Below are 14,799 nucleotides of genomic sequence, written 5' to 3'. Positions count from 1 at the left end.
CAATAACCTATCGGTGAAACCGTAGATTTTCTATCCGAATGCTTCGCCCCTACAGGACACGGGCCGATGAAGACGCAAGGTTTTGAACGAAGATTCTCTCAAAATCTTGCACCTGTGAGAGCAAAACAGAACCCTAAAACCCTTACCTCGTCTATATTTCACATTTATTCAGCAAGCCCTATATAAATCCCTCGGATAGGTGAAACTGTTTCTATGAATAGTGCAATTTGAGACAGTCAACCAATTTTTTACACTTCCGTTTTTTTGGCAAGTTTTGGCGGAATTTGGGCGGCTGTTAAGGTGACGATTTGGCCATCTTTGAAAATGCTGATAGATTCTCCTAAGAGGCGGTGTCTCTCAATTGCTTCTGCGATTGCGACTCTGACACCTGTATCGATTCGTTCCGATAATTTATCAGGAATTGGCTCAGTCATTGGCTGCCTCGGTTATTTGTTGTCAGATAGAGGGGTCATAGATTTCTGGGGTTGCTGATTGGCGATGGGAATCTTCTTGTGTGGGGTTTTTAAAACCTGGAGCCAAAGTAACTTTTGGATAGGATGCACAGTTGGCATTCATAGCTTGAGTCAGCAACACCGCAGAAAAATTAATTCTGACTCAAAAATAAACTGGGCAATCCGATCAGATTATCCTGCTTAAAAAAGATCGAATTTTGTTGTCGCAATTTACCGATTAATCTTGTTACTGTTACTCTGGTAGTGCCGATGGCGCTGGCAATTTGAGCGTGAGTTAGGGGATAGGGAAGATAATAGCCTTCTACACAGGGTTGACCGTATTCTTCCAGTAATAAAACCAAGAACCCCATTAATCGATCGAGGGAGCGTTTTTGACCGAGAATACTCAACCAAAATAACTTACGCTGGTATTGATGGCGAAAAGTTTCCATAACAGCCGATCGCAATTGCGGCCATTGTTGTAGGTCTTCCCAGTATAACCAGACTAACTCGGTTCCGTCTAGATGAGCTTGGGCTTGTAATTGAAAGGGAAATTGAGAAACAATCTCAAAAGGTTGACCTGCACCCACAAAACCGAGAAATACTTCCTCACTATCGGCAATAGGTAGTTGACGGGGAAATTTTTGGTCGATAACGTTAACTTGTGCCTTACCAACAATACGAATCGCCCCAGATTCGACAAAGTATAACAGTCCGGGGCGTGTGGCGACTTTTTCATCTTTGGCAAAGGTATGATTACGATAATGGGATTTTGCCCAGTTAAAGATTTCTGTTTCTTGACCGATTAAGGGTATAAAATCCGACGAAGGAACCGAAGAAGACATTAAAATTAATAACCCATTGGGGCGTTGAGGGAACTGTAAACTAATGTAACAAAAAATTGCTGCGATTGGGGGGGTCTTGTGGCCGCTCGATGCTTATTGGTCAATAAGGGACTTGCGCTTTGATAATATGCCATCTGGCTGGTCTGACTCTTCTACAGAGCGATTTTCTGGCTGGGATATTATTCCCACGCAAGTCCCTAATCCCTAAAAGTTGCGGGGATTGAGCAGATAGGAGAATTATTAAGTATTCTTAACAGAATACCCGCCCCAATGTTACAAAAGCGAGATAATCACCTTATCTATTCTTAACTTTTTCTCGCTTTTCTGGGGACTATGGCATAAGATAGGATGCGTGACTATTAGTTTTCTATCTATGATATAGCGTTTCTCTTAAAGATGAAGTATAAAGAAATTTGGCATTATCTCTTGGCGACCGGCTACTGTTAACCGTTCCCTGTTCCCTAAAACCAGATACTTCGTACCTCACTATTAAGATAACTGCTATAGATTATAGTTGATAGATAATTTAAATTTATACTTTTCCTTAAAAACTTCGGTCAAACTTGTATGAATAGCATTAGACAAAAAGTGGAATCCCTCTTGAATCAATTACCAGATGATTGTTCAATTGAAGATATTCAGTATCATTTATACGTTCTGGAGAAGGTGCGTCAAAGTTTGAGCGCTGCTTCTCTAGAGAATACAATCCCCCAAGAAGAAGTTGAGGGTCTTTTAAACAAATGGCTGATCGAGTGAATTATCGCCTTGTCTGGTCGCCCAAAGCAATTGAAGACGTGGATGCGATCGCATCTTATATTAGTCGAGATTCCCCGTCCTACGCGGCGGCCGTCGTGCGTCGAATTCTTGATATAAGCTATTCTTTAGAAAATTGTCCCCTAGAAGCGAAAAAATGCGCCGAATTTAGCGATGATACCATCCGAGAAAAGTCTGCCTATGCCTACCGTCTGATCTATCAAATTCAAGGAGCAGTAGTTATTATAGCGGCGATCGTCCATAGTAAGCATTTCTTGGATTGATCGAGTCAGTGATCAGTGATCAGTGATCAGTTATCAGTGGTCAGTTATCAGTGGTCAGATTTGAATTTTCAGTTCACAAGGGCTGAATCTAATACCCAATTTGTTAAGCTAAAAACTTTAATCTACTCAGTTTCTAACCTTCTTTTTAGGTAGGAGAATTGCCAGATTCTTTCTGGGAGCCTATTGCCTGTTGCCTTCAGTTCACTGATTACTGATTACTGTTTACTGATCACTGAAAAGTCCCCCACCCGCCAATTTTGAGCCTAATTCCCGCTTAATCCGGTTGAGAATCGAGGTTTCGTCGAGGGAATCGAGAATACTGGCTACCACTGCCTTCGGGCCATCGGGTCCCCAGGTGGCCCCATTAGCGAGATAGGTTTTCGTCACTTGGCCGATCGCATAACAGGATACACCGGCAACCCCCGCTTGAGTCAGGGCGATCGAAGTATAGGGAAGAAGAGAAATGCCGCCAGTGGCAGGAATCGAGAGGCCAAGCAGTCCTTTGAGGGAACTTAAGCCCAAAACCGCTAAAAATTCGCTGGCACTAATACCCCCCATATTGAGGGCAATTTTTTGTAAAAGAGCGATCGCCCCCTGACGAGTTAAATCGATGCCGTATAAGCGAGAAAGAGCGAGAATCATGGCTAAATCGATAACTGCTCCCGTCAACAGATCCAACACCGTCACCGGATTGAGAGCGATCGCCGATGCTTTGATCATCACTGCTTTTTGAATCAATTGATTGGCGCCGCGATCACGGATAGCCATTTTGCGGGCGACAATTTGCTCGTTTACCTCGTCCGCATACAGCATAGAATTGAGTGCTACCAGCGATTTACCCTCTCGCTCTAGAATTTCCAAAATTTTGAGTTTCAGGGCTTCTATCTGGGGTTTTCCCCGAAATCGTTGCGTTTTAAGCCGCCCATCCTGCCCTTTAACCGTCTCCGCCAAGAGGGGAGAGGCCGCCACCATAACGATCTCATCGGGGGAGAGTAGTTCTTTCACCCGTTCTGAGGCGATTTTCTCATAGATAGCGAGGCGATCGACTTCCGGATACTGATCGATTTTATTAAAGACCAAAATCATCGGTTTTCCCGCTTCCCGCAACTTGGCCAGGGCGGAAAATTCCACTTTGGTCATATCACCGGAGATGATAAAAAGGATTAAATCCACCTGCTGCGCCACCTGACAGGCGAGAATTTCCCTCGTTTGCCCATCTACCTCATCAATACCGGGAGTATCAAGCAATTGCACCTGAGCATTACCCTGGCCGTTCAGGGTCAGACGCGCTAGATTGGGGAAAGTATCATCGCTGCTCAACTGCCAATTTACCCCTTTAATGGTGCGGGTAACTCCGTGTAGAGGACCGGTTGTAAAGATTTCTTGACCGACCAGAGCATTTAAAATCGAGGATTTTCCCCGGCCCACCAGACCAAAAGCGGCAATTTGAATCAGGGAGCGATCGAGTTTTTCCAGCAGGGCCACTAGGCGATCGATCTCCGCTTCTAGACCAATTTTCTCGATCGAGGTAAGATCCAGACGCTCAACAAGTTTGCTCAGAGAATTGCGTGCCTGATTATAGTTGAGTTCTTCTTGAATAGTGCCGACACCTCGAAGCGCTTGTTCTAGGTCTTCGGTATTCCAAGCTCGATCGAGGAACGGGTCAGAGGTCATTTCAGTTATCAGTTATCAGTTATCAGTTATCGGTTATCAGTTGTCAGTGATTAAGTGGGTGGGTGTTAAAAATTGTCAGATACCCCCCTTATCAAGGGGGGATTAAGGGGCGATCGGCACCCCCCTTATTAAGGGGGGATTAAGGGGGGATTTATCTTCAATTATAACCAGCTACTTTATTAAGGATAATCAGGATGAGTGTCATCTACGACTTGGAACACATCACCACCTATCATTATCGTAAACCGGTAACTTTTGGGGAACATCGGGCGATTTTTTTGCCTAGTGCCGGTCACGGTGAAAGAATTATCAGTTATTCTGTAGAAGCGAATATTGCCGCCAAAACGCGCTGGACTATGGATACTCTATCTAACAATGTGGTAGAGCTTGAATTCACTCAAGCAGCGTCAGAATTAATCGTTACCTGTCGATTACGGGCGGAACATTTTGGCTTAAAAGCGATTGCTGATTTTCCCCTCGCTCAACGGGCGATCGAAATTCCCATCCAGTACACCCCCGATGAATGGTTAGATCTGGTGGTGTTTATGCGTCCCCACGCCGAGGATGCCGACGGCAGCTTGGCAGCTTGGGCCAAAAGTTTTGTAGCGGGGGACCAAGATAATACCCTCGATGCCATGGCAAGAATGATGGCCGCTATCAAAGATAATTTTACCTACCAATCCAGAGAGACTGAAGGAACTCAATCCCCCGGAGAAACCCTGCGGCTAAAGTCGGGAACTTGTCGCGATTATGCTTGGTTAATGATCGAAGCTTTGCGAAGATTGGGTTTAGCCTGTCGTTTTGTCAGTGGCTATCTCTACGATGCTGCCCTCGACGGTGGTGAAGTGGGGATGACTGGCTCTGGTGCTACCCATGCTTGGTTACAGGTTTATCTACCGGGGGCCGGTTGGCGTAATTATGATCCGACTAATCAAATTACCGCCGGCTTTGATTTAATTCGAGTGGCGATCGCTCGTCATCCCGGTCAAATCATACCTCTTTCCGGTTCTTGGTTTGGTGATGCCGATGACTTTTTGTCTATGGATGTTAAAGTGACCATTCGCAAGCTGGGGACGCTGCCGGATTTTGATCCGAGGGAATAGGTTGAATTATCGGGTTTTTCCTTGACTGGCGATTTTCCAACTAATCCTACTTGACCCAGGGTAAGCGCATCTTAACAATCCTTGACAAAAGGGACTTGATGTGAGTTACTTACCCAGAGAGCGATTCAGGCATATTTGATCAGAATTGGCTATCTCAATTGTTAAGCAAAAATCGACCAAATGGGTCGATTTCGTAGCTATTCTGATTGACTGGTAACACTTGAAATGCCCACGCGGATCACAAAATTGGCCAATTGTCAATAGCATTTGAGATGCTCTCACCCTGTACTACTACTGACTCATAGCTGTTATAATTAGATAAATGTCCCAGCCAGGGGAAAAACTATGACAACTCTCGACATTTTACCAGAAGTTACCTGTCCCCCCACGGATTTATGGAGTGATGAACCACCCTTGGAAAGTGATTTACACCTGCAACAGATCATAATTCTACTCAGTTGTCTAGAATTATTATGGCAAGAGAAAAACGATTACTACGCTTCCGGTAATCTGACTATCTACTATAACGAAGAACAACTGAAAAAGCGCGATTTCTGTGGTCCTGATTTTTTTGTGGTTTTAGATACAGAAAAACGTCCCCGCAAAAGTTGGGTGGTTTGGGGAGAACAGGGGAAATATCCCAATGTAATCGTTGAGATTCTCTCCGATTCCACGGCCAATATTGACCGAACTAAAAAGAAAATTCTCTATCAAAACACTTTTCGCACTCCTAATTATTTTTGGTTCGATCCTAATACCTTAGAATGGCAAGGATTTAGACTAATTGAGGGACAATATCAAGCTATTTCTGCTAATGAGCAGGGTTATCTATGGAGTGAAGAGTTAGGATTATATTTAGGCATATTTGACCAGAAACTGCGTTATTTTACCGTCGATGGTCAATTGGTTCCCACTCCCCAAGAAGCTGAATTACAGCAAAGACAAGCAAAGGAACAGATTCTTTTAGAAAAGGAACAGATTCTTTTAGAAAGGGAACAGATTCTTTCAGAAAAGGAACAGGAACGACAGGCAAAAGAACAGGCTCTCTTGGAAAAAGAACAGGCTCTTTTAGAAAAAGAACAAGAACGACAAGCTAAGGAAAAATTAGCGGCAAAATTACGAGAATTAGGCATCAATCCCCAAACAATTTAGCCGGTTAAAATCTGCAAACAGCGATCGATAACCCCTTGAGTTACAATTATCTTGATTTGACTGGATAGACCCGAATGCAACTCACTCCCGAACAATACAAAGAAAAAATGCAGCGCCGCAAGGCAATCCAAGAGGAACGTTTAGCCGAAAAAATTGCTGAAAAAGGTTTAATTATCGTTAATACTGGCGATGGTAAGGGAAAAACCACGGCAGCCCTCGGTATGGTTTTACGTTCCCTCGGTCATGGTTACAAAGTGGCGGTGGTACAATTCATCAAAGGTGCTTGGGAACCTGCCGAACAAAAGATTTTTAGTGTTTGGGGGGAACAAATCGAGTTTTATGCAATGGGGGAAGGTTTCACCTGGGAAACTCAAGATAGAGAAAGAGATATAGAGAAAGCCCAAGAAGCATGGCAAAAAGCCCTAACTTTTCTCGAAAATACCCAATATAGATTAATTTTACTCGATGAGATCAATATCGCCCTTAAATTCGGTTATCTGGATATTCAGGAAGTTATCGCTGGTTTAGCCCGAAAACCCGCTAATTGCCACGTTATTCTCACTGGTAGAGGAGCTTTACCCGAATTAATCGAGATAGCGGATTTAGTCACGGAAATGAAGTTAATTAAACATCCCTTTCGTCAACAGGGAGTGAAAGCGCAACCCGGCATCGAATTTTAACTACTGCTTAAGCGTTGTACCCTCTCTCCCGACAATAATCGATGAGTTTCAGCGAGAAGATGGGGAATTTGATCAGCGTGAGGACTAGCGGCTAAACAGGCAGTTAAATCGAGTTTTTCCACCTCTTTTGCCTGTTGACCCTGGAACCAATGACCCCCATTCCCCAAGAGATTGTATCTGGCCCTAGCAAAGTCAATCATATCGTAGGCGATAGCGAGATTGCGTAACCAGAGGATAGAACGAATATTGATGTGATTGGGGGTATTTTCCCAGCTAGGTAAACCTAAAGACCAAGTTTTCACCCAATTATCGCCTAAACAGTTGATCATCTCTCCTTGCAATCTCTCGATAATTGCTGGTAAAATCTCCTCGGCCCGATCAAGTAAGGGTAAAGTTTTCAGGTGTTCATCAAAATCCTTGGCTCGCGCTGCACCAATACTCAGGGTATGAACAGCCGGATGACTGAGACAGAATAGGTCATTAAAAACCATCGGACTGAGAGGAGAACAGAGAGCGACGAGCTTAGGGGGAGGATTGTAGAGATGGCCGCCCTTATCGGAGGGACTAATGATAAAAACGCCCATATCGTGCTGTTTTGCCGCTTCTATGGCCAGCCAGTTATTCTGAAAAATATAGTACCAGTGCAGATTGAGGTAATCGTAACAATTTGTTGCAATAGTCTTGACAATTACATCAGTTGGTGCATGAGTGGAGAAACCGATAAAACGAACTTTTCCCTGTTGCTGTAATTTTTTCGCCTCTTGCCAACAACCGCCCTCGGCCATAGTATCATCGAGAATTTCAGCGGTGTTGATGCCATGGATGCCCAACAAATCCACATAATCTAACCGTAAAAATTGCAGGGATTGCTCAAATTTACGGCGAAATTCCCGCACATCTTGACTAGGAGAAACTTTCGTCTGCACGATAATCTTATCCCTCGGTAGTTGCGGCAAAATTTTGCCCAATTGCATCTCGGAAGTGCCGTAACCCCTAGCGGTTTCGATGTGATTAATCCCCGCTTCCAGAGATTTATTGATGATTGCCTCTAAATTGCCTTGATTCTCGTCGGAAATTTGCGACATTGGCAAATCCTGCCAATGAAATTGATAGCGCATTCCCCCACAGGAAAACACCGGCATTTGTAGATTAGTGCGACCGAAACGACGATACTGCATATATTCAGTTATCAGTTATCAGTTATCAGTTATCAGTTATCAGTTATCAGTGGGGAGGTGGGGAGGTGGGTGACCACTTCGTGCGCGTTGCGGGGGGTGATGGGGTATTAGTTGAAACTTCCCTATTTCCCCATTCTCCCATTCCCTGTTCCCTAAATTTAATCGGGTAAAGTGAGAATTTCGACACCGGTTTCAGTGACGGCAATGGTGTGTTCAAATTGGGCCGAAAGTTTACCATCTTTAGTAATAGCAGTCCAACCGTCTTTTAAGAGAATATGTTGCCAAGTACCCTCATTAATCATTGGTTCAATGGTGAATACCATGCCGGGGCGAATTGTTTTGCCTTTGCCGCGAATGCCGTAGTGAGGAACCTGCGGACCGGTGTGAAAAACATTACTGATACCATGACCGACAAAATTTCTAACCACTGAAAATCCTTGTCCTTCGGCGTATTCTTGGATAGCCGCGCCGATATCGCCGATTTTACCCCCCGGCTGCACTGCATCTATGCCTCTTTGCAGACATTCTCTAGTCACTTCTACTAACTTTTTCGCTAGGGGGGAGGGAGTACCGACAAAGAAAGTCTGGGAGGTATCGCCGTGATAACCCTCTAAAATCGGGGTGACATCGATGTTAATAATATCGCCGTCTTTAAGGATTTGAGCGGCGCTGGGGATGCCGTGACAGATAACCTCGTTAATGCTAGTACAGATAGACTTAGGAAAGCCATGGTATCCTAGGGGCGCACTTTTGGCTCCATGGGCGCGAGTCCAACGTTCTGCCTCGTCATTGATTTCTAGGGTACTTACCCCCGGTTTAACCATATCTGCCAGATGGTCTAACAGTTTAGCTGCTAATCGTCCGGCTCGACGCATTTTTTCAATTTCCCGGGAGGAGAGTAAGGTGATGGTATCGTTGCCCATGAATTATCCGACTGTTAAGAAAGATTCTTGTTACATTTCTTATCCTAGCAAAATCGGGCAGCCTTATGGTTTCGGAAGTGGGGTGTAGGGAGTGGGGTGTGGGGTGTGGGGTGTGGGGTGTGGGGAAGTGGGGAGAACAAAGCTGCCTTTTGCCTTTTGCCTTTTGCCTTTTGCCTTTTGCCTTTTGCCTTTTGCCTTTTGCCTTTTGCCTTTTGCCTTTTGCCTTTTGCCTTTTGCCTTTTGCCTTTTGCCTTTTGCCTTTTGCCTTTTGCCTTTTGCCTGTCCTGATATGTAGCGCATACTCAACGGATTTAGTATCAGACCCTACAGATAAACGTTTTTGTTGTCCTTTTGTCCATCAGTTTGATGTGTTTTCGATAACATTCAACTTTAGAATTCTTAATTATATATCAACTTTTTTTGAAATAATATTATGTAGTTATTGACTGATAACGGGGACAGAGAAAATGAGTAAAAGCGACAAAAATTCTGTGAAAATAGTATTTTCTGCATTAAGTATTTTGGGAATTAGCCTACTGTCGGCCTGTGGCATAGGGGAATCTCCAGCTAAAAAATCAATTAAAATTGATGGTTCTAGTACCGTATACCCGATTACCCAGGCCGTGGCCGAGAAATTCAAAAGCAGTCAACCGGGTACAGCAGAAGTGAGCGTAAAATTTTCGGGAACCTCAGGGGGATTTCGGGAATTCTGCGAAGGAAAAACTGATATTAGTAATGCCTCTCGACCGATTCAAGCCGATGAGATGTCCCTGTGTAATCGCTATGGCGTAAGATATATTGAATTACCCGTGGCTTTTGATGCCTTAACTGTAGTCGTTAATCAGGAAAATAACTGGATTGATAGCATTACCCTAAAAGAATTAAAGAAAATGTGGGAACCGGCTGCTGAGGGTAAAATTACCAATTGGAATCAAATTAGGCCGGAATTCCCCAATAAACCCCTAAATCTCTTTGGTGCAGGCCAAGATTCCGGAACTTTTGACTATTTTACCGAAGCTGTGGTCGGTAAATCCGGTGCTAGTCGTAAGGATTATGTAGCCAGCGAGGATGATAACACTTTAGTCCAGGGAGTCAGTCAAGATCCGAATGCTCTTGGTTACTTTGGACTAGCTTATTATGAACAAAATCCCCAAAAATTGAAAGCTTTAGGCATTGATAGCGGTAAAGGGGCGATTTTACCCTCTAGAGAAACTGTAGTTAACTCCCAATATCAACCCCTTGCTCGACCTTTATTTATCTACGTCAATGGGGAGAAAGCGCAAAAAAGCCGAGCTTTACAGGAATTTGTGGAGTATTACCTCGATAATGCCGAGAGTATTGTTAAAGAAGTCGGTTATATCCCCCTAACGGATGAACATTACCATTTAGCCACAGTCACCTTCTTTAACGGTGAAGTGGGAACGGTTTTCGGAGGACAATCGCAATTTGATGTCACCCTAGCGGAATTATTGCGGCAAAAAGCCAAGTTTTAGAGGAGAGCGTTGGGGAGATAATTGCTTTCTCTCCCCAAACAATGGCGATTTTTTAACCAAATCGACCGCTAATATATTCTTTTGTTTTCTCGTGAGTTGGTTCTTGAAACATAATTTTAGTTTGTCCAAACTCCATCAGTTCACCCAAATACATAAAAGCTGTGTAATCAGAAATCCGGGCTGCCTGTTGCATACTGTGGGTGACGATTAAAATGGTAACTTTTTCCTCTAATTTACCAATTAGTTCTTCTATACTATTAGTGGCGATCGGATCGAGAGCGGAAGTGGGTTCATCAAAGAGGATAATTTCAGGATCCGTAACTAAAGCGCGGGCAATACAGAGACGTTGTTGTTGTCCCCCCGATAAATCGTAGGCACTGGTGTTGAGACGATCCTTGACTTCATCCCACAAAGCGGCACCGCGCAAGGCTTGTTCTACTTTATAATCGATAAACTCCCGTTTTTTTTCACCCCTAACCCGCAAACCGTAGGCGACATTTTCGTAAACAGATTTCGGGAAAGGGTTCGGTTTTTGGAAAACCATACCAATCCGCATCCGCACCTCGATCGGATCGACCTTGTGATCTAAAATATTGACGGTATCGATATAAATGCCCCCTTCGTAGCGATTAGCGGCATAAAGGTCGTGCATTCGATTAAAACAGCGCAAAAGCGTCGTTTTACCGCAGCCAGAGGGGCCAATTAGAGAGGTGACTTGTCTTTCGGGAATGGTGAGATTGATACTTCGCAAAGCGGGTTTATTGGTGCCAGCGTAGTAAAAGTCAAGGTTTCTCACCTCAGCTTTTGGTTGAAATTCTTTGATATTAGACATCATCGAGGGAAAAATAGAGTTTACCATTTGATACCTTTGCGGAAACGATAGCGGAGATAGATAGCTACAGCGTTCATACCGAGAGTCATCACAATCAACACTGTACCAGCGGCAGCCGCATTGACTTCAAATTCTGGCTCTGGACGAGAAACCCAGTTAAACATCTGGATAGGCATAACTGTAAAGGGTGCTTTTAGCCAATTAAAGTTAATAAAGGGAAAATTTGCTTGTAAAGGAGCATCGGGTAGAAAGGCAATAAACGTGAGCGCACCAATAGTAATCACGGGAGCCGTTTCTCCAATCGCTCTGGAAAGCCCGATGATCACACCGGTTAGGATACTACCGAAGGAGTAGGGAAGAATATGATCGGCGACTACTTGCCATCTACTTGCTCCCACGGCATAGGCCGCTTCCCGGAGACTGTTGGGTATTGCCCGAATTGCCTCTCTGGTGGTGACAATAACCACAGGTAGGATCAGCAAAGCTAGGGTTAAACCGGCGGCAATAATACTTTGTCCGAGATTGAATTGATAGACAAATAAACCGAGGGCGAGTAAACCATAGATAATTGAGGGAACACCCGCTAAATTAGTGACGTTAATCTCAATAATTGCTGAAAGCCAATTTTTCTTACTATATTCTTCCAGATAAATTCCCGCCGCAATACCGAGAGGAATCGCAATCAAGGCTGTTACCAACATCACTAGCAAGGTTCCCACCCAAGCGGAAAGAATACCAGCTTCTTCAGGGTGACGACTAGGAAAAGAAGTAAAAAACTGGGGGGTAATGCGCGGCAACCCTGCCATCATCATCTGGGCAATCAGGATAAAGAGAATTAGGGTAGAAACAAAAATAATCAACAACCCTAAGCCAGAAAATACAGTGCTAATCAGCTTGCGCCTTTCAATATTAGCTCTTAAATTCGATAATTGTTCTTTTTCCATGATTAGTAAACCTCCCGATATTTTTTGGCGAGGAAATAACCGATAATATTAAAGATTAAAGTCAAAATGACTAGCATAATACCGGCGGCAAAAATTGATTGATACTCGATCGAACCGTGGGGTAAATCGCCTAAACTAACCTGAACAATATAAGCGGTAATGGTGGCCGCTTCACTAAAGGGATTGAAGGTTAAATTTGGCTGTAATCCTGCGGCGATCGCTACAATCATCGTTTCTCCCACGGCCCGGGAAACTCCTAAAATATAAGCGGCACTAATACCAGAAATAGCGGCAGGCAAAACCACATTTAAAGCAGTTTGTAAACGAGTTGCTCCGGTAGCGTAGGAACCTTCCCGGAGGGTCAAAGGTACGGCACGCATGGCATCTTCACTGATGGAACTAATCAGGGGAATAATCATTAATCCCATGACCAAACCAGCACTGAGCATATTAAATGAAGGCAAGTCAGGCAAAAAAGTTTGTAGGAAAGGTGTGACATTTAAAAAGGCAAAATAACCATAAACTACTGTCGGTATAGCCGCTAATAATTCTAGACAAGGTTTAACCACTTCTCGCAGGCGCGGGGGGGCAAATTCACTGAGATAAATAGCAGCAATTGTTCCCAAAGGAATAGAGACAAACATCGCCACGATCGAAGTGGTTAAGGTTCCCGAAAGTAGCGGTAAAATACCATAACGCGGATCGGCAAAAAGCGGACTCCAAACTGTATCGGTTAGGAATTGAATCAGGGGAACTTTCTCGAAAAAATGCGCGGATTCTACAATCAAAACCTCCATAATGCCAATGGTTGTCGCCACAGAGGAGAAAGCCGCTAAAAATAGGATAGCTTCAATAATAGTTTCTTTTAGGTTGCGAATCTTTTTGGGAGTAGCTGCCTGAATCCAGACACTCTCTGATTTAATTGCTGGTTGAGTCATGCTTTAAATATCTGGCTGATGATCTTTTTAGCTGTTTAATTAGAAATGGGGTTAGGCACTTGCCCCCCCCCCATTATCCTAGTGGTTTCTAGTGAGAAACTATGGTTTAGCTTCTAAGCGAACGATATCTTGGATTGTTAAACCCACAGTATCACGGCCAACGAATACACTTCCTGTTTTATTATTTCTGAAGTTGTTCATTACCGATTGATAGACATTAGCGGGTAAAGGAACGTACTTAACTTCCCGGACTAATTTGGGGGCATTGTTGATGAAAAATTCAACAAAACTTTTCACCTCTGGACGTTTGGCTGCATCAGCATTAACGTAGATAAAAACAGGACGGGAGAGGGGATTATATTTGCCGTTGTTGACATTTTCTGCTGAGGGAGATATGGCTCCTTTGCCGTTATCAATGGCTAGGGCTTTCAGACGACCTTTATTTGCTTCATAATAGGCATAGCCAAAGTAACCTAAAGCGTTACGATCTCTGATAACTCCCTGCACTAGAACGTTATCATCTTCACTGGGGGTAAAGTCGGTGCGACTTTTCTTCGATTCACCGACAATTGCCTCGGTAAAGTAATCGAATGTTCCCGAATCAGCACCTGGTCCGAACAGTTTTAGGTTGGCATTAGGCCATTTAGAATTAACTTGATTCCACTTAGTGATCTTCCCTTGAGCAGCGGGTTCCCACATTTTTTTCAGTTCAGAAACCTTGATGCTATTAAGGGGATTTTGTTTATTGACTACCACTGTTAAAGCATCAAAAGCGATCGGCAGTTCTAAGAATTTAACGCCATTTTTAGCGCACAATTGACGCTCAGAATCCTTAATTGGACGAGAAGCATTAGAAATATCCGTTTCACCAGCACAGAATTTTTTAAAACCGCCACCTGTTCCCGAAATACCGACAGTTACCTGTGTCTGACGATTTATCTTTTGAAATTCTTCCGCTACTGCTTCTGTAATTGGGTAAACGGTGCTAGAACCATCAATTTTGATAGTATTGCGGCTTTGGGAATTAACCGCCGGGATGGTGAGAGCTAGGGCTGCTCCTACTGCCGCTAAACCAGCGCTGATTGTCCATCGATTTAGTTTGAATTGGAAATTCTGCATACTCATTTCGCTAATTATTGCTGGTTCGGGAATCAAAAAATTAACTTTTAGGTTGGATTGTACATAAAACCCTAAAATTATGATCAATTATTTGAGTTAATTTAAGGTTAAGGTTAAGATTTGGTTTGGTTAAATTTAGTTTAAGCTTGGGTTAATTAAGCTTAACTTAAACAAATATGTCTCACATTTTTGGTTATTTAAATTAGTTGATGACCACCCTATTGCAAATTAAAGTTAGTCAAAACGCTCAATAATAGACCTCTTGCATAATTTTTTTATGGTATGATGTAAGGTTTTGCTTTTTTCTCAATTCTTAGATTGAAGTGGAAAAAAGAATAAAATGTGATCTTAGGTCAGGAAATCATCTATAATTTTGCTATGTTTATTAGCAAAATTATGGATTATCAAAACTTATCAGATGAACAATTC

The 14,799-nt window shown here is 43.4% G+C and carries 16 protein-coding genes; 6 read left to right on the top strand and 10 right to left on the bottom strand.

The genetic code is table 11. The features are described from left to right. Window positions 1–248 precede the first annotated feature (248 nt). On the bottom strand, window positions 249–434 hold the full coding sequence (locus O9323_RS17030; protein ID WP_002752778.1) for a hypothetical protein: 186 nt from the start codon (window positions 432–434) through the stop codon (window positions 249–251). Window positions 435–604: 170 nt separating this feature from the next. Further along, a complete protein-coding gene (locus O9323_RS17025; RefSeq protein ID WP_002752773.1) occupies window positions 605–1,297 on the bottom strand; it encodes a Crp/Fnr family transcriptional regulator in 693 nt (230 codons plus the stop codon). A gap of 567 nt (window positions 1,298–1,864) precedes the next feature. Here O9323_RS17025 and O9323_RS17020 point away from each other — a divergent pair. Together O9323_RS17020 and O9323_RS17015 are read left to right on the top strand one after the other, a co-directional pair. Continuing rightward, complete coding sequence (locus O9323_RS17020; protein WP_002752772.1) at window positions 1,865–2,053, top strand: hypothetical protein; 189 nt, start codon at window positions 1,865–1,867, stop codon at window positions 2,051–2,053. Continuing rightward, a complete protein-coding gene (locus tag O9323_RS17015; RefSeq protein ID WP_002737690.1) occupies window positions 2,038–2,334 on the top strand; it encodes a type II toxin-antitoxin system RelE/ParE family toxin in 297 nt (98 codons plus the stop codon). Before O9323_RS17020 ends, O9323_RS17015 begins: the two co-directional genes overlap by 16 nt. 222 nt (window positions 2,335–2,556) lie before the next feature. Here the strand turns inward: O9323_RS17015 and O9323_RS17010 are convergent, their stop codons facing one another. Next, on the bottom strand, window positions 2,557–4,008 hold the full coding sequence (locus O9323_RS17010; RefSeq protein ID WP_002752770.1) for a GTP-binding protein: 1,452 nt from the start codon (window positions 4,006–4,008) through the stop codon (window positions 2,557–2,559). 194 nt (window positions 4,009–4,202) lie between these two features. On the opposite strand from O9323_RS17010, the gene O9323_RS17005 reads away from it, so the two are divergent. From O9323_RS17005 to cobO, 3 genes are all read left to right on the top strand, one after another. Next, a complete protein-coding gene (locus O9323_RS17005) occupies window positions 4,203–5,111 on the top strand; it encodes a transglutaminase family protein (RefSeq protein ID WP_002752768.1) in 909 nt (302 codons plus the stop codon). Window positions 5,112–5,456: 345 nt separating this feature from the next. Then, on the top strand, window positions 5,457–6,263 hold the full coding sequence (locus tag O9323_RS17000; protein ID WP_002752766.1) for a Uma2 family endonuclease: 807 nt from the start codon (window positions 5,457–5,459) through the stop codon (window positions 6,261–6,263). A 74-nt stretch (window positions 6,264–6,337) separates the two neighbouring features. After that, complete coding sequence (cobO, locus tag O9323_RS16995; protein WP_002752764.1) at window positions 6,338–6,943, top strand: cob(I)yrinic acid a,c-diamide adenosyltransferase; 606 nt, start codon at window positions 6,338–6,340, stop codon at window positions 6,941–6,943. Here cobO and O9323_RS16990 read toward each other — a convergent pair. From O9323_RS16990 to O9323_RS16980, 3 genes are all read right to left on the bottom strand, one after another. Then, the gene (locus O9323_RS16990; protein WP_002752762.1) at window positions 6,940–8,121 is read right to left on the bottom strand and encodes an aldo/keto reductase; all 1,182 of its coding nucleotides are present in this window, start codon (window positions 8,119–8,121) and stop codon (window positions 6,940–6,942) included. The genes cobO and O9323_RS16990 overlap by 4 nt on opposite strands. A gap of 158 nt (window positions 8,122–8,279) precedes the next feature. Continuing rightward, entirely contained in the window at window positions 8,280–9,044 is a 765-nt protein-coding gene (gene map, locus O9323_RS16985; RefSeq protein ID WP_002752760.1) for a type I methionyl aminopeptidase, read from the bottom strand. A gap of 63 nt (window positions 9,045–9,107) precedes the next feature. After that, complete coding sequence (locus O9323_RS16980) at window positions 9,108–9,344, bottom strand: hypothetical protein (RefSeq protein WP_288125458.1); 237 nt, start codon at window positions 9,342–9,344, stop codon at window positions 9,108–9,110. Window positions 9,345–9,511: 167 nt separating this feature from the next. Between O9323_RS16980 and O9323_RS16975 the strand changes: the two genes are divergently transcribed. Next, window positions 9,512–10,537, top strand: coding sequence for a PstS family phosphate ABC transporter substrate-binding protein (locus O9323_RS16975; protein WP_002752758.1), 1,026 nt, complete (start codon window positions 9,512–9,514; stop codon window positions 10,535–10,537). A gap of 52 nt (window positions 10,538–10,589) precedes the next feature. Here the strand turns inward: O9323_RS16975 and pstB are convergent, their stop codons facing one another. From pstB to O9323_RS16955, 4 genes are all read right to left on the bottom strand, one after another. Further along, on the bottom strand, window positions 10,590–11,396 hold the full coding sequence (pstB, locus tag O9323_RS16970; RefSeq protein WP_002752756.1) for a phosphate ABC transporter ATP-binding protein PstB: 807 nt from the start codon (window positions 11,394–11,396) through the stop codon (window positions 10,590–10,592). Continuing rightward, window positions 11,390–12,313 (bottom strand): phosphate ABC transporter permease PstA, encoded by a 924-nt coding sequence (pstA, locus tag O9323_RS16965; protein ID WP_002745947.1) that lies wholly within the window; start codon window positions 12,311–12,313, stop codon window positions 11,390–11,392. Before pstA ends, pstB begins: the two co-directional genes overlap by 7 nt. A gap of 2 nt (window positions 12,314–12,315) precedes the next feature. Then, window positions 12,316–13,251: a phosphate ABC transporter permease subunit PstC gene (gene pstC, locus O9323_RS16960; protein WP_002752754.1), complete on the bottom strand. Its 936-nt coding sequence runs from the start codon at window positions 13,249–13,251 to the stop codon at window positions 12,316–12,318. 99 nt (window positions 13,252–13,350) lie between these two features. Continuing rightward, on the bottom strand, window positions 13,351–14,376 hold the full coding sequence (locus tag O9323_RS16955; RefSeq protein WP_002752751.1) for a PstS family phosphate ABC transporter substrate-binding protein: 1,026 nt from the start codon (window positions 14,374–14,376) through the stop codon (window positions 13,351–13,353). Window positions 14,377–14,799 lie beyond the last annotated feature (423 nt).

The sequence above is a fragment of the Microcystis sp. LE19-131.1A genome (genome assembly GCF_027532015.1).
GTDB classification, from domain to species: domain Bacteria; phylum Cyanobacteriota; class Cyanobacteriia; order Cyanobacteriales; family Microcystaceae; genus Microcystis; species Microcystis ichthyoblabe_A.
This window is presented reverse-complemented; position numbering and strand designations above follow the sequence as displayed.

Coding starts and splice junctions, on each gene's coding strand:
- pstC (WP_002752754.1), bottom strand. CDS start 13,251: ATGACTCAACCAGCAATTAAATCAGAGAGTGTCTGGATTCAGGCAGCT.
- O9323_RS16955 (WP_002752751.1), bottom strand. CDS start 14,376: ATGAGTATGCAGAATTTCCAATTCAAACTAAATCGATGGACAATCAGC.
- map (WP_002752760.1), bottom strand. CDS start 9,044: ATGGGCAACGATACCATCACCTTACTCTCCTCCCGGGAAATTGAAAAA.
- O9323_RS16990 (WP_002752762.1), bottom strand. CDS start 8,121: ATGCAGTATCGTCGTTTCGGTCGCACTAATCTACAAATGCCGGTGTTT.
- O9323_RS17020 (WP_002752772.1), top strand. CDS start 1,865: ATGAATAGCATTAGACAAAAAGTGGAATCCCTCTTGAATCAATTACCA.
- O9323_RS17005 (WP_002752768.1), top strand. CDS start 4,203: ATGAGTGTCATCTACGACTTGGAACACATCACCACCTATCATTATCGT.
- O9323_RS16975 (WP_002752758.1), top strand. CDS start 9,512: ATGAGTAAAAGCGACAAAAATTCTGTGAAAATAGTATTTTCTGCATTA.
- pstA (WP_002745947.1), bottom strand. CDS start 12,313: ATGGAAAAAGAACAATTATCGAATTTAAGAGCTAATATTGAAAGGCGC.
- O9323_RS17030 (WP_002752778.1), bottom strand. CDS start 434: ATGACTGAGCCAATTCCTGATAAATTATCGGAACGAATCGATACAGGT.
- O9323_RS17025 (WP_002752773.1), bottom strand. CDS start 1,297: ATGTCTTCTTCGGTTCCTTCGTCGGATTTTATACCCTTAATCGGTCAA.
- O9323_RS17010 (WP_002752770.1), bottom strand. CDS start 4,008: ATGACCTCTGACCCGTTCCTCGATCGAGCTTGGAATACCGAAGACCTA.
- O9323_RS17000 (WP_002752766.1), top strand. CDS start 5,457: ATGACAACTCTCGACATTTTACCAGAAGTTACCTGTCCCCCCACGGAT.
- O9323_RS17015 (WP_002737690.1), top strand. CDS start 2,038: ATGGCTGATCGAGTGAATTATCGCCTTGTCTGGTCGCCCAAAGCAATT.
- cobO (WP_002752764.1), top strand. CDS start 6,338: ATGCAACTCACTCCCGAACAATACAAAGAAAAAATGCAGCGCCGCAAG.
- O9323_RS16980 (WP_288125458.1), bottom strand. CDS start 9,344: ATGCGCTACATATCAGGACAGGCAAAAGGCAAAAGGCAAAAGGCAAAA.
- pstB (WP_002752756.1), bottom strand. CDS start 11,396: ATGGTAAACTCTATTTTTCCCTCGATGATGTCTAATATCAAAGAATTT.